Below are 24215 nucleotides of genomic sequence, written 5' to 3'. Positions count from 1 at the left end.
CCAGATAATCGCTGCTTGCGCATTTGCACCGCTTATCGATCACTGCCATGTCCACTACTGCCGCTGGCACCTCTGCCACGCCCGCCGAACCCGCCGCTCCCAAGATCTCCATCATCCACTGGCCCGCCAAGACCCTGGTCAATCCCGTCATCGGCAAGCCCAGCCGCCCGATCAGCGGCGATACCGAGTACCAGACCATGAATGTGTTCGAGGGCCTGGGCGGCAAGGTGAGTTCGGGCACCTGGCAGTCCAGTGCGGGCCACTTCAGCTCCAATGTGCAGGGCTATATCGAGTTTTGCGTCATTGTCGAAGGCGACTGCCGCCTCGTCGACCCCGATGGCACCGTGCACCGTTTTGGCGTGGGCGACCATTTCATCATGCCCGAGGGCTGGACCGGCCACTGGGAGGTGGACAGCTTTGTGAAGAAGGTCTATCTGGTGGCCGAGGCCTAAGAACCTGTTCAAAGTCTCTACGCAGCCGCGTTGGAGTGCAATCGGGATGAGTTCGAAGGGCTGGTTCGCAGCTTGCACCGGGGTGCAAGCAAGGGCCAGCGCGAAGAAATCGCCCGATTTCACTCCAACCCACAGGGACAGTGGCTTTGCGCTGCCCGGGAAGGGGCGCCCGGCTAGGGAGCGGTCTGCGTCGTTGCAAATCCTCGCAATAGCTGGGCTATTGCTGCGGTATTGCGCGGCTGGGCGCCCCCCTCGCATCCGATCTCGCAAAGACACTGTCGCGGCGCGAGGAGACTTTGAACAGGTTCTAAGAGCGCCGCTCTCGCGCCGCATCCAGACGATAAAAAACCGCTGTGGCCTGGGCAGGCACACAGCGGTTTTTGCTGAATGGAAGGATTCCGCTGGGGGAATTACTTCTTGTCGTTGCCCAGCTGGGGCAGCGCGTGGCTGCCGCTGGCGGTCAGCAGGCCGGTCTGGGTGTAGATGGCCAGCTTGTCGCGGGTGTCCATCAGGTCCAGGTTGCGCATGGTCAGCTGGCCAATGCGGTCGGCGGGGCTGAATGGCGCGTCTTCCACCTTTTCCATCGACAGGCGCTCGGGCTTGTAGGTCAGGTTGGCCGATTCGGTGTTCAAGAGCGAGTAGTCATTGCCACGGCGCAGTTCCAGCGTCACGGTGCCGGTGATGGCACGGGCCACCCAGCGCTGGGCGGTTTCGCGCAGCATGATGGCCTGTGGGTCAAACCAGCGGCCTTGGTAGAGCAGACGGCCCAGGCGCAGACCGTTGATGCGGTACTGCTCGATGGTGTCTTCGTTGTGGATGCCGGTGACCAGGCGCTCGTAGGCGATGTGCAGCAGCGCCATGCCGGGGGCTTCGTAGATGCCGCGGCTCTTGGCTTCGATGATGCGGTTCTCGATCTGGTCGCTCATGCCCAGGCCGTGGCGGCCGCCGATGCGGTTGGCTTCCAGGAAGAAGGCGACCGGGTCTTCGATGCGCTGGCCGTTCAGGGCCACAGGGCGGCCTTCTTCAAAGGTGACGGAGACTTCCTCGGCCTTTACGTCGACCTCGGGCTTCCAGAACGCGACGCCCATGATGGGGTTGACGATGCGGATGCCGCTGTTCAAGAACTCCAGGTCCTTGGCTTCGTGGGTGGCCCCCAGCATGTTGGAGTCGGTCGAGTAGGCCTTCTCCGCGCTCATCTTGTAGCCAAAACCTTCCTTGGTCATGAAGGCGGACATCTCGGCGCGGCCGCCCAGCTCGTCGATGAAGGTCTGGTCCAGCCAGGGCTTGTAGATCTTCAGCGCAGGGTTGGTCAAGAGGCCGTAGCGGTAGAAACGCTCGATGTCATTGCCCTTGAAGGTCGAGCCATCGCCCCAGATGTTGACGTCGTCTTCCTTCATCGCGGCCACCAGCATGGTGCCGGTCACGGCGCGGCCCAGCGGCGTGGTGTTGAAGTAGGTGATACCGCCAGTGGAGATGTGGAAGGCGCCGGCCTGAATGGCGGCGATACCTTCGTTGGCCAACTGGCTGCGGCAGTCGATCAGGCGGGCCTTCTCGGCACCGTACTCCATGGCCTTGCGCGGGATCTCGTCGTAATCGGACTCATCGGGCTGGCCCAGGTTGGCCGTATAGGCGTAGGGCAGGGCGCCCTTGTTCTTCATCCAGCGCAGCGCTGCGCTGGTATCGAGGCCGCCGGAGAAGGCGATGCCGACCTTCTGGCCGACGGGAACATGTTGCAGGATGGTTTCCATGGTGTGGCTTTTCTCTAAAAACAGGCGCTGCTGCGATGCTGTCTGAGGATTCAGTGATGCGCCAGACAAGCGGCGTGCAGCGGGAGGCGTGCGCCAGCTGGCCCGGCGCAGGCCCCAAAAATCAGGCGTAGTGGCAGATGTAGTGGTAGGCCTCGGCCACGCGGATATCGAACTTGCTGTTGGCCGGAACGCTGAACTTGTCGCCAGGGCCGGACTTTTTCCATTCGTCGCTGCCGTCGAGCTTGTACTCGCAGGCGCCGGCAACGCATTCCATGATCTCGGCAGCGGCCGTGCCAAAGGTCAAGGTGGCTGCAAGCACCACACCGACCGATTGCTTGGTGCCGTCGGCCAGCTGGTAGCTGTGGCTGACGCACTTGCCATCAAAATAAACATTGGCCTTGGTGGTGAGGCGTACGCCGTCGATGCTCTCAGTGATCATGGAAGACAACAGGTAAAAGGAGGAAAACCGCCATTGTAGGCGAGGCCTTTGCCCGTCTCTGAAACATGGTGGGGCAGTTGAGCGGCAGGGCAGGCATAAAAAAGCAGCAGTGCGTCTGCACTGCTGCTGGCTGTCATGCCAGGATGCGTGGCATGGGGAGGCGCTTGGCGCTCCGATTTAACGCCAGTGGCCGCGGTGGCCGCCCCAGTAACCGCCCACGCCAATCTGCACCGAAGGCTGCAGCATGACGGGCGGCGGCGCATAGTACACAGGCGCCGGCGCGACATAGACCGGGGGCGGCGCCATATAGACGGGCTGTTGGTAGACCGGCTGGCTGCTGACGACAACGCCGGGCTCAGGTGCCGCGGGGGCATAGTCCTGTGGAGGAGAGTTGTCGTAGGCCGAAGCGGCAGGCTGCACGCTCAGCGGCAGCCATTCGCCCGGTGCCGTGGCCGTGCGCGTGCTGTAGCGGCGGCCGGCGTATTCATACTCCACGTTATAGCCATCGGGCTGGTTTTGCGTGGTGTACTGGTTGGCGCATTGCCGCACCGTCTGGTAGCTGGGGGTGCCGCCTTCGAGCTGGTTGCCGATGGCCGAGCCGGCAATGACACCGGCGCCGGTGGCTGCTGCGCGGCCAAACCCATGGCCAATGCCGTTGCCCAGCAAGCCACCGACAACGGCGCCAGTAATGGCGCCCACGCCGGAGGTGCGCTGGCCGGCATACACCTGCTGGTCATTGCAGACGGTTTGTGGCGTGTTGACCTGGCGGTAGGCCGGTGTGACCGACAGTACCCGGCCATAGGGCTGCTCGCCCGCAGGCAAGGGCGGCTGCGCGCCGGGGGCCTGCTGCGGCAAAAAGGGATCGGAAGAGGGTGAGTAATTTTGGGCCCAGACCGAGGGGCTGGCTGCCGCCAAGGTGGACAGCGCAGCCAGCACGATCAGGCGGGCTGAGAGCAGATGTGGCATGAATGCCTCCAAAAAAGCGATAAGTTGCTGGGTGCTCAACGCGCCAGTACAGAGTCTGGGCGACACGCTTTACACCGCCTGCACAAATATCTAAGACTGTGTGGGCGACATAAAGTTCAGCATGCCCCCATGCTGCCCCGGGCGTGTATCTGCACCATGTCGCAGCGTAAAGCGCCGGTCAACACCGCCCAGCCATATCCGCAGAGGGCCCTCAGGCGATCTTGCTGCTCCAAACCGCCTCATCAAAGCCCACGGTGACGGAGCCATCGGCCCATTCGACAACCGGGCGCTTGATCACGCTGGGGTTCGCAATCATCAGCGCACTGGCGCTGTCGGCGTCTGTCACGGCTTGTTGTACCGTGGGGTCCAGCTTGCGCCAGGTGGTGCCTTGGCGGTTGACCAGCTTTTCCCAGCTGGCCTTGGCGATCCAGTCGGGCAGATGGCTGGCGGGCACACCCGCTTTCTTGAAATCATGGAATTGGTGGTCGACGCCCTGCGCCTCCAGCCAGGTACGGGCTTTTTTGACAGTGCTGCAGTTGGGGATGCCGTAGACGGCGATGGTGTGGTTACTCATGGGCAGCAATGATGACACAGCCGCAATTACGCGACAATCTGGCCCCATGCAAACCCGTTTCGATACCTTGGAGCAGTGGCTCGCCCACTGCGAGCAGATTCATCCCAAAACCATTGACATGGGGCTGACCCGCGTCAAGGCCGTGGCCGAGCGCCTGGCGTTGCGCTTTGCCTGCCCGGTGATCACGGTGGCGGGCACCAATGGCAAGGGCTCGACCTGCGCCATGCTGGAGGCCGTGGCGCTGGAAGCCGGCTACCGCCCCGGGGTGTTCACCTCGCCCCACCTGGTGCATTTTGAAGAGCGCTGCCGCGTGCATGGCGAGATTGTCTCTGCCGCCGATCTGTTGCCGCATTTCGAAGCGGTGGAAGCGGCCCGCCTGCAGGCGCCCGAGGTCTCGCTCAGCTATTTCGAGTTCACGACGCTGGCGATCCTGCGCCTGTTGAGCCAGGCCAGGCTGGATGTGGCGATCCTGGAAGTGGGGCTGGGTGGCCGGCTCGATGCCACCAACATCATCGACACGGACTGCGCGGTCATCACCAGCATCGACCTGGACCATATGGACCTGCTGGGTCCGGACCGTGAATCGATCGGCCGGGAAAAGGCCGGCATCATGCGCCCGGGCAAACCGGCTGTTGTCAGCGACCCGGTGCCGCCGCAAAGCGTGATCGACCACGCGCAGAGCATTGGCGCGGATCTGTGGCGCTTTGGCCGCGATTTCAACTACGAGGGCGACAAGCAGCAGTGGAGTTGGGCGGGGCGCGGCCGGCGCTATGCTGGCATGGCCTACCCGGCGCTGCGCGGTGCCAACCAGCTGGTCAATGCGTCTGGCGTGCTGGCCGCCTACGAGGCCCTGCGCCAGGTGCTGCCCGTCACGGCCCAGGCCGTGCGCAATGGGCTGGCGATGGTGGAGCTGCCCGGGCGCTTTCAGATCGTGCCCGGCCAGCCTGCGGTGGTGCTGGATGTCGCGCACAACCCCCATGCGATTGCCGCGCTGACGGCCAATCTGGATGCGATGGGCTACTTTCCAACCACCCATGCGGTCTTTGGAGCGATGCACGACAAGGACCTGACGCCGATGCTGCGCAAGCTGGGCCCCTTGGTGGACCGCTGGTATTTCTGCGACCTGCCCACGGACCGGGCCGAGAAGGCGGTGGACCTGCAGTCCAAATGGAATGCCGTGCACCTGCTGTCCGAGCAGCGGCGCGAAGTGGCTACAGCTTGTTACCCGGACCCGATGTCCGCATTCCAGGCGGCCGTCGAAGCGGCAGGGCCCGCTGATAGAATCGTCGTTTTCGGCTCGTTCTTTACGGTGGGCGGGGTGTTGAAGCACGGTGTGCCACGGCTCGATGCCAAGCACCTGAACTAAAAGCAGCCCCCCGATGGGGCCGCTCCCAGCGACCTGTTTTCAAGCTCCACCTCCAATCGTTCATGGCAATTTTCAATCTTCGATGGCCCGGTAAAAAGCAACAGGAAGCGGAGAGCCCGCGCGTGATTCGCGCGCCGCGCAGCAATCCCGCCGAGAGCGTGGATGCCATGCGCCGCCGCGCGCGCCACCGCCTGATCGGTGCCACCGTGCTGGTGCTGGCGGCCATCATCGGTTTTCCGATGCTGTTCGACACCCAGCCGCGCCCGGTGCCTGTCAATGCCTCGATTGAAATACCGGACCGCGAACGCGTGGCCGCCCTGGCCGTGCCGCCCGCGTCGAACGCCGCAGCGCCGCACGGCAGCCGTTCGGGCAATGACAATGGCCTGGATGCGGGCGAAGAGATTGTCGGCGCAAGAAGCAATGCAGCCAGTCCGGCCGCCACGGCACCGGTCGCCGCTGGCGCCAGCGCTGCTGCCTCAGCTGCTGCAGCAGCAACTGCTGCCGCCAGCAAACCCGCCGACAAGCCAACGGCCAAGCCCGAGCCCGCTGCGAAACCAGAACCCAAGCCCGAGTCCAAGCCGGCCCCCAAACCCGAACCTAAACCTGAACCCAAGCCTGAGGCCAAACCTGAGCCCAAACCGGAAGCCAAGCCCAAGGAAGAGCCCAAGCCCAAGCCGGCAGAACCGGCCAAGCCCAAGCGCGATGACGAGGCCGAGCGCGTGCGCGCGATGATGGAAGGCCGCACCGCCAGTGCGACTGCCGCAGCGCCTGCCGCTGCCCCCGCCGCCAAGCCGGCGGCCGCTGCCAGCCGCTATGCGATCCAGGTGGGTGCGTTTGCCGAAGAGAGCAAGGCGGCCGAGGTGCGTGCCAAGTTGCAGATGGCCGGTGTGCCCGCCTATACGCAGTCGGTCAAGACGGCCTCGGGCAACCGCATCCGTGTGCGGGTGGGGCCTTTCAACAGCAAGGAAGAGGCCGACAGTGCCGCAGCCAAGGTGCGCGCCCAGGGCCTGCCCGCTGCGCTGCTGCCGATGTAGGACTGGCGCCGCAGCCATGTGCCTGAAGTTGTGACACCTATCTACCGCGCCTTGTCATCGCCATGCCCCCCTTGCCGGGCGCGGGCCTTGGCAGGCGCTCCCTGGCCCCTGCGGGCGGAGCTTTGACATGTCGGCGCTGGATTGGGTGTTTGTCGTGATCCTGGTGGGATCGGTGCTGATCGGCGCCTTGCGCGGTCTGGTGTTCGAGGTGCTGTCGCTGATCAGCTGGGTGCTGGCCTTTTTTGCGGCCCGCCTGTGGGGCGCTGAGGTCGGCATGTGGTTGCCGATGCAGGAGATGGACGAGGGTGTGCGGATCGCCGCAGGCCTTGTGATCGTCTTTGTTGTCGCCATCTTTGCCTTGGGTCTGGTGATTCGCATCATCGGCAAACTGGTTCAGATTGTGGGTTTGCGGCCTTTTGACCGCACGCTGGGCGCGCTTTTTGGCGCCTTGCGTGGGGTGTTACTACTTGTGTTGATCGCTCTGGTTTTTATGCTGACATCGATGCGGGAATCGCAAATCTGGAACACTTCAGTCTTCGCACCGCATCTGGTGTCGGCAGTGTCAGTGTTGCGGCCATGGATGCCGCAAGAAATGGGAAGACATTGGTCTTCGCTGGTGGACCAGCTCACCGAGGCTGGTTCACGCATCGCGGCAGAGCCGCGTTAACGTTTTTGGAACGCTCAATATGTGTGGAATCGTCGGAGTCGTCAGTAGCACGCCGGTCAATCAATTGATCTATGACGCGCTGTTGCTGCTGCAACACCGTGGACAGGATGCAGCAGGCATTGCAACCCAACAGGGTCGCAAGTTCTTCATGCACAAGGCCAAAGGCATGGTCAAGGATGTGTTCCGTACCCGCAATATGCGGGCTTTGCCGGGCAATGTCGGCCTGGGCCAGGTGCGCTACCCCACGGCAGGCAATGCCTACAGTGAAGAGGAAGCCCAGCCTTTCTACGTCAATGCGCCTTTTGGCATCGTGCTGGTGCACAACGGCAACCTGACCAATGCCGTGCAGCTGCGCAAGGAGCTGTTCTCCACCGACCACCGCCACACCAACACCGAGAGCGACTCGGAAGTGCTGCTCAACGTGTTCGCCCATGAGCTGGAACGCGCCACGCACGGTATCCCGCTGCAAAAGCAGGATGTCTTCAATGCGATCCGTGCGGTGCACAAGCGCGTGCAGGGCTCCTACGCGGTCATCGCACTGATCGCCGGCCACGGTGTGGTGGCATTCCGCGATCCAAACGGCATCCGTCCGCTGTGCATTGGCCGTGGTGCCGATGGTACGGTGATGGTGGCCAGCGAATCGGTGGCGCTCGAAGGCACGCTGCAGCAGCTCGAGCGCGATATTGCACCGGGCGAAGCGGTGTTCATCGGCGACGACGGCTCGCTCACGTTTGAGCAATGCGCCGAAAGCCCCAGCCTGCACCCCTGCATTTTTGAGTTTGTCTACCTGGCCCGCCCGGACTCGGTGCTCGATGGCATGTCGGTCTACCAGGCGCGCCTGAACCTGGGTGAATCGCTGGCCACGCGCGTGATCTCGATGGTGCCGCCCAACGAAATCGATGCGGTGATTCCGATCCCCGAATCGAGCCGCCCCAGCGCGATGCAACTGGCCCAGCTGCTGGGCAAGCCCTACCGCGAAGGCTTCGTCAAGAACCGCTATGTGGGCCGTACCTTCATCATGCCGGGCCAAGGCGCGCGCAAGAAATCGGTGCGCCAGAAGCTCAATGCCATCGGTAGCGAGTTTCAGGGCCGCAATGTGCTGCTGGTCGATGACTCCATCGTGCGCGGCACCACGTCCAAGGAGATCGTGCAGATGGCGCGCGACGCCGGCGCCAACAAGGTCTACCTGGCCAGCGCTGCGCCACCGGTGCGTTTCCCCAACGTCTACGGCATCGACATGCCCACCGCCAAGGAGCTGGTGGCCCATGACCGCAGCCTCGAAGAGATTCGCCAGTACATCGGCTGCGACGCGCTGATCTACCAGGACGTCGATGGCATGAAAAACGCCGTGGGCAAATTGAACACCGGTGTGCATGGCTTTGAGGCCTCGTGCTTTGACGGTGTCTATGTCACCGGCATCACGCCCGAAGGCATCTCGCAGGTCAACGAAGGCCGTGTGTCCACCGAAGAGGATGATCTCGATACCTCGCGTCTGTCGCTGCGCAACGCAGATGTGACGGATGCGGCTTGATGGCGGTCTGCGTACTGCTTGGGAAGAAGAATGACTGATAAGAAATTGCCGCCGGGCCTGCATCCCGATACCTTGGCGGTGCGTGAGGCGGTGGAGCGCAGCCAATGGGGCGAGCACAGCGAAGCCCTGTACCTGGCCAGCAGCTTTGTGCAACCCAATGCCGAGACGGCCGCGCGCCGCTTTGCCGCGCTGGAGGAGGGCTATACCTACACCCGCACCGGCAACCCGACGGTGACCAGCTTTGAGCGCCGCCTGGCCGCGATGGAAGGCACCGAGTGCGCCATCGCCACCTCGACGGGCATGTCTGCCATTTTGCTGGTGGCACTGACCGTGCTGAAGACTGGCGACCATGTGATCTGCTCGCAGTCCATGTTCGGCTCGACGATCAAGCTGCTGGGCACCGAGATGGCGCGCTTTGGCGTGGAAACCAGCTTTGTGTCGCAAACGGATGTGGAGGCCTGGAAGGCCGCCATCCGGCCCAACACGCGCATGCTGTTTGCCGAGACGCCGACCAATCCGCTCACCGACCTGTGCGACATTGCCGCGCTGGCCGAGCTGGCCCTTGCGCATGGCGCCTTGCTGGCCGTCGACAACAGCTTTGCCACGCCGGTGCTGCAGCAGCCAGCCAAGCTGGGCGCTGATCTGGTCGTGCATTCGGGCACCAAGTTCCTCGATGGCCAGGGCCGCGTGATGGCCGGCGCCGTCTGCGGCACCGTCGCGCTGGTCGACAAGGTCATGGGCACCTTCTTGCGCAGTGGGGGTCTGAACCTCTCGCCGTTCAACGCCTGGGTGGTGATGAAGGGCATGGAGACCCTGTCCTTGCGCGTCAAGGCCGAAAGCGCCGCCGCGCTGGAGCTGGCACGCTGGCTGGAAGGGCACCCTAAGGTGGCCCGGGTCTACTACCCTGGCCTGGAAAGCCACCCCCAGCATGCGCTGGCGATGCGCCAGCAAAATGGAATGGGCGGCGCTGTGCTGGCCTTCGATGTGGTGGGCCAGGGCGCTGAACAACTGCGCGCCAATGCCTTCCATGTGGTTGACAGCACCTTGCTGTGCTCGATCACGGCCAACCTGGGGGATGTGAAGACCACGATCACCCACCCGGCCAGCACCTCGCATGGCCGCCTGACCGAAGAGCAGCGCCAGTCCGCTGGCGTGGGCCAGGGCCTGATCCGCATTTCCGTCGGTCTGGAACACCTGGATGATTTGAAAGCCGACCTGTTGCGCGGCCTGGATACCCTGACATGAGCACCAAAGTACGTACCCGTTTTGCCCCGTCGCCTACCGGCTTTATCCATCTGGGCAATATCCGCTCGGCCCTCTACCCCTGGGCCTTTGCACGCGCCAACCAGGGCGATTTCATCCTGCGCATTGAAGACACCGATCTGGAGCGCTCCAACCAGGCCTCCGTTGATGTGATTCTGGAAGGCATGGCCTGGCTGCAACTGGACCCCAACGAGGGCCCGTTCTACCAGATGCAGCGCATGGACCGCTACAAGGAAGTGCTGGCCACCCTGCAAGAAAAGGGCGCCGTCTACCCCTGCTACATGAGCATGGAAGAGCTGGACGCGCTGCGTGAAAAGCAGATGGCCAACAAGGAAAAGCCGCGCTACGACGGTACCTGGCGCCCTGAAGAGGGCAAGGTGCTGCCGCCGGTGCCCGAAGGCGTCAAGCCCGTGCTGCGCTTCAAGACACCGCTGACGGGCGTCGTGGCCTGGGAAGACAAGTGCAAGGGCCGCATCGAGTTCCAGAACTCCGAGCTCGATGACCTGGTCATCGCCCGTCCCGATGGCACGCCGACCTACAACTTCTGCGTCTGCGTCGATGACATGGACATGGCGATTACCCACGTGATCCGTGGTGACGACCATGTCAACAACACGCCGCGCCAGATCCACATCTTTGAAGCGCTGGGCGCCGATGTGCCCGTGTTTGCCCACCTGCCCACCGTGCTCAATGAGCAGGGCGAGAAGATGAGCAAGCGCAATGGCGCCAAGGCCGTCACCCAGTACCGTGACGAAGGCTACCTGCCCGATGCGATGGTGAACTACCTCGCGCGCCTGGGCTGGAGCCACGGCGATGACGAGATTTTCTCGCGCCAGCAGTTCCTCGATTGGTTCAACCTGGACCACCTGGGCCGCAGCGCGGGCCAGTTTGACGAGGCCAAGCTGCGCTGGGTCAATGCCCAGCACATGAAGCTGACGCCCGATGATGAGCTCGCTGCCATGCTGACCCCGTTCATGAAGAACCTGGGTCTGGACAGCATCACCGTGGGTGATGGCCGCCTGCCGCGCATCTGCGCGCTGTTCAAGGACCGCTGCGATACCTTGGCGGACCTGGCGCAATGGGCCCGCGTCTTCTACCAGGACGTGCAGCCCAGCGCGGAAGACCTGAGCACCCATGTGACGCCCGAGATCATCCCGGTGATCGACGAGTTGCTGCAGGTGCTGCAAGAGGGCGATTGGAGCAAGGAGGCGATCAGCGCCGGCTTCAAGCAGGTGCTCAAGACGCACGGTATCAAGATGCCGCAACTGGCCATGCCGGTGCGTGTTTTGGCCGTCGGCACAGCCCATACGCCATCGGTGGACGCGGTGCTTGCATTACTCGGTCGTGAAAAAATTATCGAAAGACTGCAAAAGCGCTGAAATACACCCTATAATTCGAGTCTTCGGTGAGCAGCAACAAGTAAATTGTAAAACTTGCCGATACGGGGGTATAGCTCAGCTGGGAGAGCGCTTGCATGGCATGCAAGAGGTCATCGGTTCGATCCCGTTTACCTCCACCAAAGATTATCGGAAACGAGAAATCGGTTCTTAGGTTTTGACCCTATCGTCTAGAGGCCTAGGACATCACCCTTTCACGGTGAGTACCGGGGTTCGAATCCCCGTAGGGTCGCCAAGTTTGAAGCGCTTGATGCTATATAATAGCTAGCAAAGCTTCCTGCCAGGAGTGGTAGTTCAGTTGGTTAGAATACCGGCCTGTCACGCCGGGGGTCGCGGGTTCGAGTCCCGTCCACTCCGCCAGTTTGGTCAGTCGCTCGATGAGAAGCGCCTTTGATTAAGAGGGCGCTTTTTTAATCGATAGCCGCAAGGCAAGTCCAGGTTTTGACCCTATCGTCTAGAGGCCTAGGACATCACCCTTTCACGGTGAGTACCGGGGTTCGAATCCCCGTAGGGTCGCCAAGTTTGAAGCGCTTGATGCTATACAATAGCTAGCAAAGCTTCCTGCCAGGAGTGGTAGTTCAGTTGGTTAGAATACCGGCCTGTCACGCCGGGGGTCGCGGGTTCGAGTCCCGTCCACTCCGCCACAGTTTTAAAATTTGTTGAGATCGTTTCAGGACGCGAAGGCATCGCGAAGCTGTACTCAGGTACAGCGAGTGATGGCGACAAAGTCATGGAGCGATATCAGCAAATTGGGGGGTATAGCTCAGCTGGGAGAGCGCTTGCATGGCATGCAAGAGGTCATCGGTTCGATCCCGTTTACCTCCACCAATTAAACTTGTCTGAGGCATTGCACCAGCAATGCAGCGCAGGCAACGTTCTAGGATTGACCCTATCGTCTAGAGGCCTAGGACATCACCCTTTCACGGTGAGTACCGGGGTTCGAATCCCCGTAGGGTCGCCAAGTTTGAAGCGCTTGATGCTATACAATAGCTAGCAAAGCTTCCTGCCAGGAGTGGTAGTTCAGTTGGTTAGAATACCGGCCTGTCACGCCGGGGGTCGCGGGTTCGAGTCCCGTCCACTCCGCCACAGTTGTTAAATGTTTTTAGATCGAGCCAAGACGCGAAGGAGTCGCGAAGCTGTACTCAGGTACAGCGAGCGACTCCGACAAAGTATTGGGTTGATATAAAAATATTGGGGGGTATAGCTCAGCTGGGAGAGCGCTTGCATGGCATGCAAGAGGTCATCGGTTCGATCCCGTTTACCTCCACCAATTAAACTTGTCTGAGGCATTGCACCAGCAATGCAGCGCAGGCAACGTTCTAGGATTGACCCTATCGTCTAGAGGCCTAGGACATCACCCTTTCACGGTGAGTACCGGGGTTCGAATCCCCGTAGGGTCGCCAAGTTTGAAGCGCTTGATGCTATATAATAGCTAGCAAAGCTTCCTGCCAGGAGTGGTAGTTCAGTTGGTTAGAATACCGGCCTGTCACGCCGGGGGTCGCGGGTTCGAGTCCCGTCCACTCCGCCAGATTCCAAAAGCCTTCTTGTCATGCGGCAAGAAGGCTTTTTTCATGGCGGCGGCCTGTGCGCAGCGCCCAAGAAAAAGCCGATCAGCGGGTTGCGTCGCAGATCGGCTTTTTGCATGCCAAGGCCCGCAGGCCGGTGGGATTACTTGGGTGCCAGGCGAATGGCGCCATCGAGGCGAATCACTTCGCCATTGAGCATGTCGTTTTCGACAATGTGCTTGACCAGCTTGGCATAGTCCTCGGGGGTGCCCAGGCGGCTGGGGAAGGGCACGCCGGCGGCCAACGCATCCTGCACCTCCTGGGGCATGCCAAACAGCATGGGGGTGCCGAAAATGCCGGGGGCAATCGTCATGTTGCGGATGCCGCTGCGCGCCAGATCGCGGGCGATGGGCAAGGTCATGCCGACGACACCGCCTTTGGAGGCGGCATAGGCGGCCTGGCCAATCTGGCCGTCATAGGCGGCCACGCTGGCCGTCGAGATCAACACGCCGCGCTCGCCCGTGAGTTCCGGCTCATTCTGGGCCATGGCTTCGGCGCAGAGGCGAATCATGTTGAAGCTGCCAATCAGGTTGACCGTGATGGTCTTGCTGAACAGCTCGAGCGAATGGGCACCTTTTTTGCCCACGGTCTTTTCGGCCGGTGCAATGCCTGCGCAGTTGACCAGGCCAAACAGCTTGCCCAGCGAGACCGCCTTGGCAACCACCGCCTGGGCTTGCTCTGCATTGGACACATCGCATTGCACAAAGGCGCCGCCCAGCTCCTGGGCCAGGGACTGGCCTTTTTCTGCCTGCATGTCGGCGATGACGACCGTGGCACCCTCGCGGGTCAGCATGCGGGCCGTGCCTTCGCCCAGGCCCGAAGCGCCGCCTGTGACGATAAATACCTTGTTGGCGATGTGCATCGCTATGTCTCCTGGTTGTTGGATCGCTGCATCTTAGCCCAGAGCGGGGCGGCGAGCGGTCACAAAAAAAGCCCGCGAACGGGCTTTTCGTGACAGTGTGCGGGGCTTACTGGAAGCCGGCGCGGTCCAGCATCTGCTGCACCTTGGGCATGTTGCTGCCCACGGCGCTGATCGGGATGGTCTCGCTCTTGAACGGCTTGTTCTGGGTCATCGTCTTGAGTGCGGGGTTGTCGGTCTGCACATTCTTGGCAGCAGGCCACTCGTTGTTGCCGTTGGCAAAGTAGGTCTGCGCTTCCGGGCTGGCCAGGTACTCCAGGAACTTAACGGCATTGTCCTTGTTCTTGCTGTACTTGGCGACGGCACCACCGGCGATGTTCAGGTGCGTGCCCCAGCTGCTCTGGTTGGGAAACACCACGCTCACCTTGTTGGTGATCGCGACATCGTCAGGGTTGCTCGAACGCATCAGGCGGGCAAAGTAGTAGCTGTTGGTGATGGCGATATCGCATTCACCGGCGGCCACGGCCTTGATCTGGTCGGTGTCGCCACCCTTGGGTGGGCGTGCCAGGTTGTCCTTGACGCCCTGCAACCATTGCTGGGCCTTGGCCTCGCCGATGTGCTCGGTCACCGCGCCAAACAGGCTCAGGTTGTAGGGGTGCGAGCCCGAGCGGATGCAGATCTTGCCCTTGTTCTTGGGATCGGCCAGCTTTTCGTAGCTGTCGACATCTTCCAGCTTGACCTTGTCCTTGTTGTAGGCGATCACGCGGGCACGGGTCGAGAGGCCGAACCAGGTGATGCCGCCGTCCGCTTCGGGCTGGGCGCGCAGGTTGGCGGGGATCACTTCCTCCAGTTTGGCCGAGCGGATCGGCAGGAACAGGTTGTCCTTCTCGCCGCGGTACAGGCGCGCGGCGTCCACCATCAGCACCACATCGGCAGGGGAGGCGGCGCCTTCTGCCTTGAGGCGGGCCACAATGCCTGCGTCGTCCGAGTCAACGCGGTTGATCTTGATGCCGGTCGCTTTTGTGAAGTTGTTATAGAGCGCCTCATCAGTGGCGTAGTGGCGGGCAGAGTACAGGTTGACCACTTCCTGGGCATGTGCTGCGGCACCTGCCGTGATGGCGCAAGCCAGTGCAAGGAGTTTGAAAGAATGCATAGGGCAAAACGTCTCTGTAAAGTTGGAGCAGCGATCTTAATTGAAACAAGAATTGTTTCTATTTAAACCATTGCGTTGCTTGTGCTTATTCAGATCGTCTTAAGTGCGGCCCTGTGGATGGCGCGCCAGCTCAGGCACAAAGCGGGCGGACAAAAAAAAGCCCGGCAAGGCCGGGCTTTAAAAGGATCCCAGAAACCAGGTTTCGAAAAGATCCAAGGAGACAACTGGGTGTGTTGAAATTTTCAACACCATGGGTAAATTATAGGGTTTACCCTTGATTCTGTCCAGCGCGCTGGCGAATATTTGACCAAACTGTAGGTCTTGGGCAACGGCAGCGCGCTAAAGAGGCTCGCTAGTTAGCGCTTGCGGGCCGTGGCGGCGCTGACGGTGCCAGCAGCCTTGACGGCATTGTTGGTGATGGTGTTGAAGTTGGTTTCAGCCACTTCACCGGCTTGCTTGACCGCCTTTTGCACGGAGTCATACGCATTGTTGGCAGCAGCAACAGCCGTCTTCATCACGGCCACAGCGCTTTCGGAGCCAGCCGGTGCGTTCTTGGCAGCGGTGTCGACAAATTCGTTGAACTTGGACTGGGCTTCGACGGCCTTGTTCTCGAAGGCCTTGCTGAATTCCAGGCTGGTAGCAGCAGCGATTTCGTACAGGTGACGGCTGTAGGCAGCGGTCTTTTCGGCCATGGGTTGCAGCAGGCCGCTTTGAACGCTCAGCAGGTCTTGGGCGTTCTTGGCATCCAGTACAGCCGAGGTGTTGGCCGACACGTCGGACAATGCAGCGCGGGTCGCGGCCACATTCAGTTCCACCAGCTTTTCCACGCCTTCGAAGGCCTTGTTGGTCAGGCCCATCAGGGTTTCCAGATTCGCTTTGTGTGCAGCCAGGATTTGGTCAGGGGTCAATGCCATGTTCATACTCCGTCTCGTTAGAAGTGTTGAAGGTACAAATTCGGGCACGTGCTGTGCGCCGGGGGTTTGTGCATTGCTGTGAATTTGCTGCACTGCACAATGACTCTATTGTTGGGCATCTGCGCGCCTTTTGCAAGCCTTTTTTGTGCAGTGCAGCAAAAAAATCTTTTGGTTTGATTTCAATCATTTACCATTTGTTTAATTGGTTGATAGGGTAACGAATTAATCGCTTGGCAATCAGCTGAAATCGGCTTGCTCTGACGTTGTAATTGCCCCATGTGTCAGCACGATGGCAATGCCTTTGATGGCCTGCCATCGCCTGTCTCCGACGTGCAGCGACGCCCGGCACCAGCACTTCTACAATGCCTGCGAACTTTGTGACCAGGATGGCCAAGATGTCTTCTATGCAGCAGCACGCCGAGCGCCCCCAGCCCCAGCCCCGATCGGCCTATGCGCAGTTTGTGCGTGTGACCAGCCGCTGGGCCGACAACGATGCCTATGGGCATGTCAACAATGTCGTGTACTACAGCTGGTTCGACACCGCCGTGAACCGCTTGCTGATCGAAAAAGGCGTGCTCGATATCGAAGCGAGCAGCAGCATTGGCCTGGTGGTGGAGACCCAATGCCACTATTTTGCGCCGGTGTCCTATCCGCAGGACGTGGACGTGGGCGTGCGCGTGGCGCATCTGGGCAAGAGCAGCGTGCGCTATGAACTGGCAATTTTTGTCGCCGGCCAGGCGCAAAGCGCTGCATGCGGGCATTTTGTTCACGTGTATGTGGACCGCAGCAGCCGCCGCCCGGTGGCGCTGCCCGATGCCACACGCCAGGCACTGGAGAGCTTGGAGCTGCAGTAAATAAGAGGCTTGCCCTGCCTGGCAGCAAGGCAGCGGGCAATCGCCTACACTTGCCGCTGTTGCGACCTTATGAAATAGGCGCTGGGTTGTGGATATGAGACATGGCGTCTGCCGCCAGCAGCCAAATAGGCTGCTGCATGGGTTGGCGCGCAACCCTGTGCTGCCAACCATGATTATCCAAAGCCTGCTGGACACCGACCTGTACAAGTTCACCATGATGCAGGTGGTGCTGCACCAGTTCCCCGGGGCCCAGGTGGAATACAAGTTTCGCTGCCGCAACCCCGGTGTGCAACTGGCGCCGTATGTGGACGAGATTCGCGCCGAAATCCAGCACCTGTGCAGCCTGCGTTTTGCCGATGACGAATTGGCTTATCTGCAATCGCTGCGTTTTATCAAAAGCGACTTCATCGATTTTCTGCGGCTCTACCAGCTCAAGGAAAAATACATCACGGTGCTGCAGCTGCCCAGTGGCGAGATCGACATCACGATCACCGGCCCCTGGCTGCATACCGTGTTGTTCGAGATCCCGGTGCTGGCCATCGTCAACGAGGTCTACTTTCGCAATACCCAGCCAGAGCCCGACTGGGCTGAAGGACGCCGGCGCCTGGCAGGCAAGATCGAGGCCATGCGCGGGCCGGGGCTGGAGGCGCTCAAGATTGCCGACTACGGCACGCGCCGGCGCTTTAGCCATCGCTGGCAGCGCGAGGTGCTGGGCAGCCTGGTGGGGGGGCTGGGCGTGGCGACCCATCCGGCCATGCCCGGTGAGCGCCTTGGCCAATTGGCTGGCACCAGCAACACCTTGTTTGCCAAACAGCTGGGCCTGACCCCGCTGGGCACCATGGCCCATGAATACCTGCAGGCCTGCCAGGCGCTGGGCCCGCGCCTGCGCGAGAGCCAGATCTATGGCTTTGACATGTGGGCCAAGGAGTACCGGGGCGACCTGGGCATTGCGCTGTCCGACGTCTATGGCATGGATGCCTTTCTGCGCGACTTTGACCTGTACTTCTGCAAGCTCTTTGATGGCGCGCGCCATGACAGCGGCGACCCTTTCAGCTGGGGCGAGCGCCTGATCGCGCACTACAAGCTGCACAAGGTCGATCCGCTGACCAAGATCCTGATCTTTAGCGATGCGCTGACGATACCGCGCACCATTGCGTTGTTCGAGCGCTTTGAGGGCCGCTGCCAACTGGCCTTCGGCGTGGGCACCAACCTGACCAATGACCTGGGCTACGAGCCGCTGCAGATCGTCATCAAGATGACGCGCTGCAATGGCCAGCCGGTCGCCAAGATCTCGGACACGCCGGGCAAGAGCATGTGCGACGACGAAAAATACCTGGCCTACCTGCGCCAGGTGTTCAACCTGCCCCCCAGCCAGCACATCCCCCCGCAAGGCGTGGCCCCCGCCCCCGCACGTGCGGGTTAATCGGGATGGCTGCCGCCTGCCGCAGCCTGCATTGGGGCTTGGCCGCTGACTAAAATCACCGGGCTGCGTGCGCCTGCCGGACGGTGTTGGGCTGCCATGCATGAATAAGCACAAACACAAGGAGCAGGTTATGGGGCAGCAGTATGGGGTCTGGGGCAGGGCGGCGGTGGGCGCTGCGGTGCTGGCGCCCGGGTGGGCCGGGGCGGCCACCATCAACGGGGCCGAACTCTCTGTTTTCTGGGGCATTCCCTTTGCCGGAATTTTGCTGTCGATTGCGCTGATGCCGCTGTTTCTGCCCAGCTTCTGGCACCACCATTTTGGCAAGGTGGCCGCTTTTTGGGCGCTGGCCTTTTTGCTGCCCTTCGCAGCGGTCTTTGGCCCGGGGCTGGCCGTTGGCAACCTGGCCCATGCACTGGTGGCTGAATACATTCCCTTTGTGATCTTGCTGACGGCCTTGTTCACCGTCTCGGGCGGTATCTATATCCGCGGCAATCTGCATGGCTCGCCGGGTTTGAACACGGCCATTCTGGCCATTGGCGCAGTGCTGGCCAGCTTCATGGGCACGACCGGCGCGTCCATGCTGCTGATCCGCCCGCTGATCCGGGCCAACGATGCCCGCCGCAGCTGCGCGCATGTGGTGGTGTTTTTCATCTTCATCGTCTCCAATGCCGGTGGCTCGCTCACGCCGCTGGGTGATCCGCCGCTGTTCCTGGGCTTTTTGAAGGGCGTGGATTTTTTCTGGACCGTGCGCCATATCTTTGCCGAGACCCTGTTCCTCGTCGGCGCGCTGCTGGTCATCTTCTACCTGCTGGACCGCTATATGCTGCGCTTTGATGCGCAAAAGCCCCGCAGCGATCCGACGCCCGACACCCACAGCCTGGGCTTTGAAGGCAAGATCAATTTTGTGCTGCTGGGCGCTGTCGTGGCCCTGGTGCTGCTGAGCGGCTTTTGGAAGTCCGACCTGCAGTGGGACATTGCCGGCGTGGCCGTGGGCTTGCCGTCCGTCGTGCGTGATCTGGGCCTGATTGCGGTGGCCGTGCTGTCCTACAAACTCACGCCCGCGTCGGCCCATGCGGCCAACCAGTTCGACTGGGGCCCGATGCAGGAAGTGGCCAAGCTGTTCGCCGGCATTTTTCTCACCATCATCCCCGTCATCGCGATGCTGCAGGCGGGCGCCAACGGCCCCTTTGGCGCGGTGGTGCGTGCGGTAACCCGGCCCGATGGCTCGCCCGACCCGGCGATGTACTTCTGGGCTGCGGGCCTGCTCAGCAGCTTTTTGGACAATGCGCCCACCTACCTGGTGTTCTTCAACACCGCAGGGGGTGATCCCCAGGTGCTGATGACCTCGATGGCGACCACCTTGGCCGCGATTTCGGCGGGTGCCGTCTTCATGGGCGCGAACACCTATATCGGCAATGCACCCAATATGATGGTCAAGGCCATTGCCGAAAGCCGTGGAGTGCGCATGCCCAGCTTTTTTGGCTATATGGCCTGGTCGTGCGCCATCCTGGTGCCGCTGTTTGTCGTGATGACTTTTATCTGGTTCCGCTGAAGCCCCGAGGAAACTGCCGATGTCCCGCCCGAAAATTCTGATTGCCCGCGCCATTTCGCCCGAAGTGGTCACCGTGCTCGAGCAGCACTTCGATGTCCGCTCCAACCAGGACGACATCGCCTGGTCGCCCGCCGAGCTGGCCGAGCGCCTGCAGGGCATGGATGGCGTGCTGACCACCGGCTCGCAGCGCATCGATGCGGCCTTGCTGGCCGCCTGCCCGCAGCTGCAGATCTGCGCCAACATGGCCGTGGGCTACAACAACTTTGATGTGGCCGCGATGACGGCAGCCGGCGTGCAGGGCACGAATGCGCCCGACGTGCTGACCGAGACCACGGCCGATTTCGGCTTTGCGTTGCTGATGGCCACGGCCCGCCGCATCACCGAGAGCGAGCATTTTCTGCGTGCCGGCCATTGGAAGGACTGGCGCTATGACCTGTTTGCCGGCGCCGAAGTGCATGGCAGCACCCTGGGCATTCTGGGCATGGGCCGCATCGGCCAGGCCATTGCCCGGCGCGGCGCGCATGGCTTTGGCATGCAGGTGGTCTACCACAACCGCTCGCGCCTGTCTGCCGAGCTGGAGGCCGATTGCAAGGCCCGCTATGTGAGCAAGCAAGAGCTGCTCAGCACTGCTGACCACCTGGTGCTGGTGCTGCCCTACACCCCCGAGGCCCACCACACGGTTGGCGCAGCCGAGATCGCCAGCATGAAGCCCAGCGCCACGCTGATCAACATCGCGCGCGGCGGCATTGTGGATGATGTGGCGCTGGCCAAGGCGCTGGCGAGCAAGCGCATTGCCGCCGCCGGCCTGGATGTGTTCGAAGGCGAGCCTGCGGTGCATCCCGATCTGCTGGCGCTGTCCAACGTGGTGCTGACGCCGCACATCGCCAGCTCCACGATGGGCACGCGCCGGGCCATGGCCCAGCTGGCGGCTGACAACCTGATCGCCTACCTGGGCGGCCAGGCGCCGGTCACACCCGTCAACCGCCTGGAGCACAGCCGCCGCAGCGCCGCCTGAACGCAAAATATTTCAATAAACATGGCTGTTTGTGCCCACCAGACGGGTGCAAGCAGCTATTATTTTTGCAGTCTTCTCAAACACGGGGAACGGTTGTGAATCTGGATCTGGATCGGTCGCTGCTCAGCCTGGTGCTGCTGGCCTTGGTACTGCTGGCGGTGCTGGCCAACCTGCTGGTGCTGCTGTTGCGCCGGCCCAAAGCCGATCTGGGGGAGGCCTGGCTGCAGCAGCAGGAGCGCCAGGCCCGCGACCAGCAGCAGACCGTGCAGGCGCTGGCGCGCAGCGAAGGCGCGCTCAGCCACCTGTCGCAGCACCTGAGCCTGCAGTTGCGCGAGTTGAACCAGGGCAGCCAAGATGTGATGGGCGAGTTCCGCGAATCGCTGGAAGCGCGCATGGCGCAAAGCCTGGCTGAATCGCGCCTTGGGCGCCAGGAGCTGGCCCAGGCGCTGGCCGGGTTCGAAACCCAGCTCGCCCAGCGCCTGGCCCACCTCGATGCGGCCATCAACCAGCGCCTGTCGGTGCTCGATACCTCGCTCACCCAGCGCGTCGATGCGCTCACCCGCGCCAACCACCAAAGCCTGGCCACCCTCAAGACCGATGTGCAGTCGCACCTGGCGGGCATGCAGGACGGGGTGGGGCGCCAGCTGGCGCAGCTGCTGCAGGCCAACCAGCAGCAGGCCGAGCAGCTGCGCGGCACGCTCAACGAGCGCCTGGCCAGCATCCAGAGCGACAACGCCAGCAAGCTCGAAGAGATGCGCAAAACGGTGGATGAAAAGCTGCATGCCACCTTGGAGCAGCGCCTGGGTGAATCCTTCAAGCTGGTGAGCGACCGGCTCGAACAGGTGCACAAGGGCCTGGGCGAGATGCAGACGCTGGCGGGCAGCGTGGGTGATCTCAAGCGCGTGATGACGAATGTGAAATCGCGCGGTACCTGGGGCGAGCTGCAGCTGGGCATGATCATCGACAACGTGCTGACGGCCCAGCAGTACGCCAGGAACGTCAAGACCGTGCCGGGCAGCGACGAGATGGTGGAGTTCGCCATCCGCCTGCCGGGCCACAGCGATGACAAACCGGTGTGGTTGCCGATCGATTCCAAGTACCCGGTCGAGCACTACCAGCGCCTGATGGATGCGCAAGAAAGCCTGGACAAGGCGGCGATCCAGTCGGCCAGCATCGGCTTTGAAAATTCGATCCGGCTGGAGGCCAAGAAGATCTACAGCAAGTATGTCTCGCCGCCCAACACCACCGATTTTGCGGTGCTCTACCTGCCCACCGAGGGGTTGTTTGCCGAGGTGATGCGCCGGCCGGGTCTGGTGGAAGCCTTGCAGAACGACTGCCGGGTCATGGTCTCGGGCCCAGCCAACCTGGCGGCGATGCTCAGCAGCCTGCAGATGGGCTTCAAGACCTTGGCCATCGAAAAGCGCAGCTCCGAGGTGTGGGCGGTGCTCGGGCAGGTCAAGACCGAGTTCAACAAGTTTGGCGATGTGGTGGAGGCCACGCGCAGGTCGCTGGACCAGGCGGCCAAGAAATTCGAGCAGGTCGATGTGCGCACGCGCGCCATCCAAAAACGGCTCTCGCATGTGCATGAGACACCCGCCGCTGGCGAGCTGGGCCCGTTGACCACCGATACGGACGAAGGCGACAGCGCAGCGGCCCTGACTTAGCCGACAATGCAGGCCAAGCAAGTGCCAGTTGCCCACGGTGCTGAAGGGAACGCGTGAATCGCGAGTTGATACGGCTGATCATCGGCCAGTTTTTTGTCCATACCTGTATGACAGGTACGCGCTTGGCAGCCCCGCTGCTGGCCCTGCGCGATGGCCACACCCCCGGCGCGGTGGGGTTCTTGCTCAGTCTGTTTGCGCTGACCCAGGTGTTCCTGGCGCTGCCGGCGGGCCGCTACGCAGACCGGCATGGCTTCATGAAGCCGATGCTGGCCGCCATTGCGCTGGCCTTTGCCGGCACTGCCATTGGTGTCGCCTTTCCCCGTTTTGAAGTCCTGTGCGTCGCGGCGCTGCTTACGGGGGCGGGCTGCGGCATCTCCATCATTGCGCTGCAGCGCCATGCCGGCCGCGTCGCCCATGAGGCCAGCGAGCTGCGCCAGATCTTCAGCTGGCTGTCGCTGGGCCCGGCGATTGCCAATTTTCTGGGGCCGATGGTCACCGGGCTGATCATCGACCACTCGACCGGCCAGGCCGGCAACAACCTGTCCTACCGCATCGCTTTTGCGGTGCTGGCGCTGTTCTCGGTGGTGGCCTGGTGGTGTGTGCGCAGCGCCCAGGAGATGGAGCCCGCGCCCGCCAAAAGCGATGGCCAGCCCCACCATGCCTGGGACCTGCTGCGCGAGCAGTCCTTCCGCCGCTTGCTGATTGTCAACTGGTTGGTGGCCTCCTGCTGGGATGTGCACACCTTTGTCGTGCCGCTGCTGGGCCATGACCGGGGTCTGTCGGCCTCCGAGATCGGTGCCGTGCTGGGCGTGTTTGCGCTGGCGGCCTTTGTGATCCGGGTGCTGCTGCCCGCCATCTCGCGCCACCTGCGCGAGATGACCGTGGTGATGGCCGCGATGGTGCTCACGGCCGCGATTTTTGCGATCTACCCGCTGATGCCCAATGCCTGGGCGATGGCTTTTTGTTCGGCCTTGCTGGGCATCGGCCTGGGCAGTGTGCAGCCGATGGCCATGAGCATGCTCCACCAGATCACCCCCGAGGAGCGCCACGGCGAGGCCGTGGGGCTGCGGCTGATGCTGATCAATGGCTCGAGCGTCTGCATGCCGCTGATGTTTGGCGCCGCAGGGGCGGCCATTGGGGTGGGCGGGGTTTTCTGGGTGATGGGCGGCTTAGTGGGCGCGGGCTCGCGCATGGCCTGGGTGCTGGGCAAAACGCCCTTGCCCAACTTCCGGGTGCTCGACAGCAGCCACAGCGCAGAACCGGCCAGCCATGCGCTGGGCGAGAAACAGGCCCAGCCGCCCCGCGAGCCCTGATCTTGGCGCACTACTCGCCTCTGGTGGCCGCCCAAGCGGCTAAACTGCAAGGCTTGTATGGGGGATCAAAGCATGATGGATGGATTGGTATCCGGGCGCATACTGGGTCAGCCGGTCGAGCGCAGCAGTAAAACCGGCAAGCCGTATGCACTGGCCAAGGTGCGTGCCAATGCGGGCGCGGGCGATGGCGAGATGCTGATTGTCAACGTCATCGCTTTTGACGATGCGCCGGTCGCAGCGCTTTTGGGCCTGGGCGACGGCGACAGCATCTGCCTGTCGGGCAGTCTGACCCCCAAGGTCTGGGTCGACCGCGATGGCGTGACCCGCCCCAGCGTGGACATGGTCGCCCACCAGGTGCTGACCGCCTACGGCGTGGCCCGCAAGCGCGGCGTGGCCGGTGATGCGGACTTTGACCCTGCCGCCTGAACCCATCAGGGGTGTGGGCGGGCACGTACAATCTGGCGCA

Annotated in this window: 21 protein-coding genes and 11 tRNA genes; 25 read left to right on the top strand and 7 right to left on the bottom strand. The window is 62.2% G+C overall.

What is annotated here, in order from left to right:
- Positions 1 to 47: 47 nt before the first annotated feature.
- Complete coding sequence (locus tag DCO45_RS01255; RefSeq protein WP_116924134.1) at positions 48 to 452, top strand: cupin domain-containing protein; 405 nt, start codon at positions 48 to 50, stop codon at positions 450 to 452.
- Between the two features lie 410 nt (positions 453 to 862).
- On the opposite strand, the gene argG is transcribed toward DCO45_RS01255, so the two are convergent.
- From argG to DCO45_RS01235, 4 genes are all read right to left on the bottom strand, one after another.
- Positions 863 to 2200: an argininosuccinate synthase gene (gene argG / locus DCO45_RS01250; RefSeq protein WP_021028617.1), complete on the bottom strand. Its 1338-nt coding sequence runs from the start codon at positions 2198 to 2200 to the stop codon at positions 863 to 865.
- Positions 2201 to 2321: 121 nt separating this feature from the next.
- On the bottom strand, positions 2322 to 2639 hold the full coding sequence (locus DCO45_RS01245; RefSeq protein ID WP_021028618.1) for a pyrimidine/purine nucleoside phosphorylase: 318 nt from the start codon (positions 2637 to 2639) through the stop codon (positions 2322 to 2324).
- A gap of 177 nt (positions 2640 to 2816) precedes the next feature.
- Complete coding sequence (locus DCO45_RS01240; protein WP_116924133.1) at positions 2817 to 3605, bottom strand: glycine zipper 2TM domain-containing protein; 789 nt, start codon at positions 3603 to 3605, stop codon at positions 2817 to 2819.
- Positions 3606 to 3816: 211 nt separating this feature from the next.
- A complete protein-coding gene (locus tag DCO45_RS01235) occupies positions 3817 to 4179 on the bottom strand; it encodes an ArsC family reductase (protein ID WP_116924132.1) in 363 nt (120 codons plus the stop codon).
- Between the two features lie 46 nt (positions 4180 to 4225).
- Between DCO45_RS01235 and folC the strand changes: the two genes are divergently transcribed.
- The 17 genes from folC (at position 4226) to DCO45_RS01150 (ending at position 12965) form a co-directional block, all read left to right on the top strand.
- Positions 4226 to 5545, top strand: a complete 1320-nt coding sequence (gene folC, locus DCO45_RS01230) for a bifunctional tetrahydrofolate synthase/dihydrofolate synthase (protein ID WP_116924131.1) — start codon at positions 4226 to 4228, stop codon at positions 5543 to 5545.
- Between the two features lie 62 nt (positions 5546 to 5607).
- On the top strand, positions 5608 to 6579 hold the full coding sequence (locus tag DCO45_RS01225) for an SPOR domain-containing protein (RefSeq protein ID WP_116924130.1): 972 nt from the start codon (positions 5608 to 5610) through the stop codon (positions 6577 to 6579).
- Positions 6580 to 6706: 127 nt separating this feature from the next.
- The gene (locus DCO45_RS01220) at positions 6707 to 7246 is read left to right on the top strand and encodes a CvpA family protein (protein WP_116924129.1); all 540 of its coding nucleotides are present in this window, start codon (positions 6707 to 6709) and stop codon (positions 7244 to 7246) included.
- Positions 7247 to 7265: 19 nt separating this feature from the next.
- Entirely contained in the window at positions 7266 to 8777 is a 1512-nt protein-coding gene (gene purF, locus DCO45_RS01215) for an amidophosphoribosyltransferase (RefSeq protein WP_116924128.1), read from the top strand.
- Between the two features lie 30 nt (positions 8778 to 8807).
- On the top strand, positions 8808 to 10022 hold the full coding sequence (locus tag DCO45_RS01210) for an O-succinylhomoserine sulfhydrylase (protein ID WP_116924127.1): 1215 nt from the start codon (positions 8808 to 8810) through the stop codon (positions 10020 to 10022).
- Complete coding sequence (gene gltX / locus DCO45_RS01205) at positions 10019 to 11419, top strand: glutamate--tRNA ligase (RefSeq protein ID WP_116924126.1); 1401 nt, start codon at positions 10019 to 10021, stop codon at positions 11417 to 11419. The genes DCO45_RS01210 and gltX overlap by 4 nt, the downstream gene beginning before the upstream one ends.
- 64 nt (positions 11420 to 11483) lie before the next feature.
- Positions 11484 to 11559: transfer RNA gene (locus DCO45_RS01200), tRNA-Ala, on the top strand.
- 37 nt (positions 11560 to 11596) lie between these two features.
- A tRNA-Glu gene (locus DCO45_RS01195) sits at positions 11597 to 11672 on the top strand.
- A gap of 48 nt (positions 11673 to 11720) precedes the next feature.
- Positions 11721 to 11797, top strand: a tRNA-Asp gene (locus DCO45_RS01190).
- Positions 11798 to 11880: 83 nt separating this feature from the next.
- A tRNA-Glu gene (locus DCO45_RS01185) sits at positions 11881 to 11956 on the top strand.
- A gap of 48 nt (positions 11957 to 12004) precedes the next feature.
- A tRNA-Asp gene (locus tag DCO45_RS01180) sits at positions 12005 to 12081 on the top strand.
- A gap of 108 nt (positions 12082 to 12189) precedes the next feature.
- Positions 12190 to 12265, top strand: a tRNA-Ala gene (locus tag DCO45_RS01175).
- A gap of 57 nt (positions 12266 to 12322) precedes the next feature.
- A tRNA-Glu gene (locus tag DCO45_RS01170) sits at positions 12323 to 12398 on the top strand.
- A gap of 48 nt (positions 12399 to 12446) precedes the next feature.
- Positions 12447 to 12523: transfer RNA gene (locus DCO45_RS01165), tRNA-Asp, on the top strand.
- A gap of 108 nt (positions 12524 to 12631) precedes the next feature.
- Positions 12632 to 12707 (top strand) — tRNA-Ala (locus DCO45_RS01160).
- Between the two features lie 57 nt (positions 12708 to 12764).
- Positions 12765 to 12840 (top strand) — tRNA-Glu (locus tag DCO45_RS01155).
- Between the two features lie 48 nt (positions 12841 to 12888).
- Positions 12889 to 12965, top strand: a tRNA-Asp gene (locus DCO45_RS01150).
- A 140-nt stretch (positions 12966 to 13105) separates the two neighbouring features.
- Here the strand turns inward: DCO45_RS01150 and DCO45_RS01145 are convergent.
- The 3 genes from DCO45_RS01145 to DCO45_RS01135 form a co-directional block, all read right to left on the bottom strand.
- On the bottom strand, positions 13106 to 13864 hold the full coding sequence (locus DCO45_RS01145) for a 3-hydroxyacyl-CoA dehydrogenase (protein WP_116924125.1): 759 nt from the start codon (positions 13862 to 13864) through the stop codon (positions 13106 to 13108).
- 106 nt (positions 13865 to 13970) lie between these two features.
- On the bottom strand, positions 13971 to 15014 hold the full coding sequence (locus tag DCO45_RS01140; RefSeq protein ID WP_116924124.1) for an extracellular solute-binding protein: 1044 nt from the start codon (positions 15012 to 15014) through the stop codon (positions 13971 to 13973).
- 356 nt (positions 15015 to 15370) lie between these two features.
- Positions 15371 to 15928, bottom strand: a complete 558-nt coding sequence (locus DCO45_RS01135) for a phasin family protein (protein ID WP_116924472.1) — start codon at positions 15926 to 15928, stop codon at positions 15371 to 15373.
- A gap of 395 nt (positions 15929 to 16323) precedes the next feature.
- Here DCO45_RS01135 and DCO45_RS01130 point away from each other — a divergent pair, with 395 nt between their 5' ends.
- The 7 genes from DCO45_RS01130 to DCO45_RS01100 all read left to right on the top strand — a co-directional run bounded on the left by DCO45_RS01130 (position 16324) and on the right by DCO45_RS01100 (position 24175).
- Positions 16324 to 16782 carry a thioesterase family protein gene (locus tag DCO45_RS01130; RefSeq protein ID WP_116924471.1) on the top strand — a complete coding sequence of 153 codons (459 nt, stop codon included), beginning with the start codon at positions 16324 to 16326 and terminating at the stop codon, positions 16780 to 16782.
- A 169-nt stretch (positions 16783 to 16951) separates the two neighbouring features.
- Positions 16952 to 18205 (top strand): nicotinate phosphoribosyltransferase, encoded by a 1254-nt coding sequence (gene pncB / locus DCO45_RS01125; RefSeq protein ID WP_116924470.1) that lies wholly within the window; start codon positions 16952 to 16954, stop codon positions 18203 to 18205.
- Positions 18206 to 18335: 130 nt separating this feature from the next.
- Positions 18336 to 19757 carry a sodium:proton antiporter gene (locus DCO45_RS01120; RefSeq protein WP_116924123.1) on the top strand — a complete coding sequence of 474 codons (1422 nt, stop codon included), beginning with the start codon at positions 18336 to 18338 and terminating at the stop codon, positions 19755 to 19757.
- A gap of 19 nt (positions 19758 to 19776) precedes the next feature.
- On the top strand, positions 19777 to 20772 hold the full coding sequence (locus tag DCO45_RS01115; RefSeq protein ID WP_116924122.1) for a D-glycerate dehydrogenase: 996 nt from the start codon (positions 19777 to 19779) through the stop codon (positions 20770 to 20772).
- 95 nt (positions 20773 to 20867) lie between these two features.
- Positions 20868 to 22436 carry a DNA recombination protein RmuC gene (rmuC, locus tag DCO45_RS01110; protein ID WP_116924121.1) on the top strand — a complete coding sequence of 523 codons (1569 nt, stop codon included), beginning with the start codon at positions 20868 to 20870 and terminating at the stop codon, positions 22434 to 22436.
- Positions 22437 to 22489: 53 nt separating this feature from the next.
- Positions 22490 to 23749, top strand: a complete 1260-nt coding sequence (locus DCO45_RS01105) for an MFS transporter (protein ID WP_116924120.1) — start codon at positions 22490 to 22492, stop codon at positions 23747 to 23749.
- Positions 23750 to 23821: 72 nt separating this feature from the next.
- Complete coding sequence (locus DCO45_RS01100; RefSeq protein ID WP_116924119.1) at positions 23822 to 24175, top strand: single-stranded DNA-binding protein; 354 nt, start codon at positions 23822 to 23824, stop codon at positions 24173 to 24175.
- The last annotated feature ends 40 nt before the right edge of the window (positions 24176 to 24215 follow it).

The organism is Comamonas sp. JNW (assembly GCF_003105075.1).
In the GTDB taxonomy this organism is placed as follows: domain Bacteria; phylum Pseudomonadota; class Gammaproteobacteria; order Burkholderiales; family Burkholderiaceae_C; genus Comamonas; species Comamonas squillarum.
This window is presented reverse-complemented; position numbering and strand designations above follow the sequence as displayed.

Excerpts from the sequence above, each read along its gene's own strand:
- DCO45_RS01255 (WP_116924134.1), top strand. The coding sequence starts at position 48 with ATGTCCACTACTGCCGCTGGCACCTCTGCCACGCCCGCCGAACCCGCC.
- argG (WP_021028617.1), bottom strand. The coding sequence starts at position 2,200 with ATGGAAACCATCCTGCAACATGTTCCCGTCGGCCAGAAGGTCGGCATC.
- DCO45_RS01245 (WP_021028618.1), bottom strand. The coding sequence starts at position 2,639 with ATGATCACTGAGAGCATCGACGGCGTACGCCTCACCACCAAGGCCAAT.
- DCO45_RS01240 (WP_116924133.1), bottom strand. The coding sequence starts at position 3,605 with ATGCCACATCTGCTCTCAGCCCGCCTGATCGTGCTGGCTGCGCTGTCC.
- DCO45_RS01235 (WP_116924132.1), bottom strand. The coding sequence starts at position 4,179 with ATGAGTAACCACACCATCGCCGTCTACGGCATCCCCAACTGCAGCACT.
- folC (WP_116924131.1), top strand. The coding sequence starts at position 4,226 with ATGCAAACCCGTTTCGATACCTTGGAGCAGTGGCTCGCCCACTGCGAG.
- DCO45_RS01225 (WP_116924130.1), top strand. The coding sequence starts at position 5,608 with ATGGCAATTTTCAATCTTCGATGGCCCGGTAAAAAGCAACAGGAAGCG.
- DCO45_RS01220 (WP_116924129.1), top strand. The coding sequence starts at position 6,707 with ATGTCGGCGCTGGATTGGGTGTTTGTCGTGATCCTGGTGGGATCGGTG.
- purF (WP_116924128.1), top strand. The coding sequence starts at position 7,266 with ATGTGTGGAATCGTCGGAGTCGTCAGTAGCACGCCGGTCAATCAATTG.
- DCO45_RS01210 (WP_116924127.1), top strand. The coding sequence starts at position 8,808 with ATGACTGATAAGAAATTGCCGCCGGGCCTGCATCCCGATACCTTGGCG.
- gltX (WP_116924126.1), top strand. The coding sequence starts at position 10,019 with ATGAGCACCAAAGTACGTACCCGTTTTGCCCCGTCGCCTACCGGCTTT.
- DCO45_RS01145 (WP_116924125.1), bottom strand. The coding sequence starts at position 13,864 with ATGCACATCGCCAACAAGGTATTTATCGTCACAGGCGGCGCTTCGGGC.
- DCO45_RS01140 (WP_116924124.1), bottom strand. The coding sequence starts at position 15,014 with ATGCATTCTTTCAAACTCCTTGCACTGGCTTGCGCCATCACGGCAGGT.
- DCO45_RS01135 (WP_116924472.1), bottom strand. The coding sequence starts at position 15,928 with ATGGCATTGACCCCTGACCAAATCCTGGCTGCACACAAAGCGAATCTG.
- DCO45_RS01130 (WP_116924471.1), top strand. The coding sequence starts at position 16,324 with ATGTCTTCTATGCAGCAGCACGCCGAGCGCCCCCAGCCCCAGCCCCGA.
- pncB (WP_116924470.1), top strand. The coding sequence starts at position 16,952 with ATGATTATCCAAAGCCTGCTGGACACCGACCTGTACAAGTTCACCATG.
- DCO45_RS01120 (WP_116924123.1), top strand. The coding sequence starts at position 18,336 with ATGGGGCAGCAGTATGGGGTCTGGGGCAGGGCGGCGGTGGGCGCTGCG.
- DCO45_RS01115 (WP_116924122.1), top strand. The coding sequence starts at position 19,777 with ATGTCCCGCCCGAAAATTCTGATTGCCCGCGCCATTTCGCCCGAAGTG.
- DCO45_RS01100 (WP_116924119.1), top strand. The coding sequence starts at position 23,822 with ATGATGGATGGATTGGTATCCGGGCGCATACTGGGTCAGCCGGTCGAG.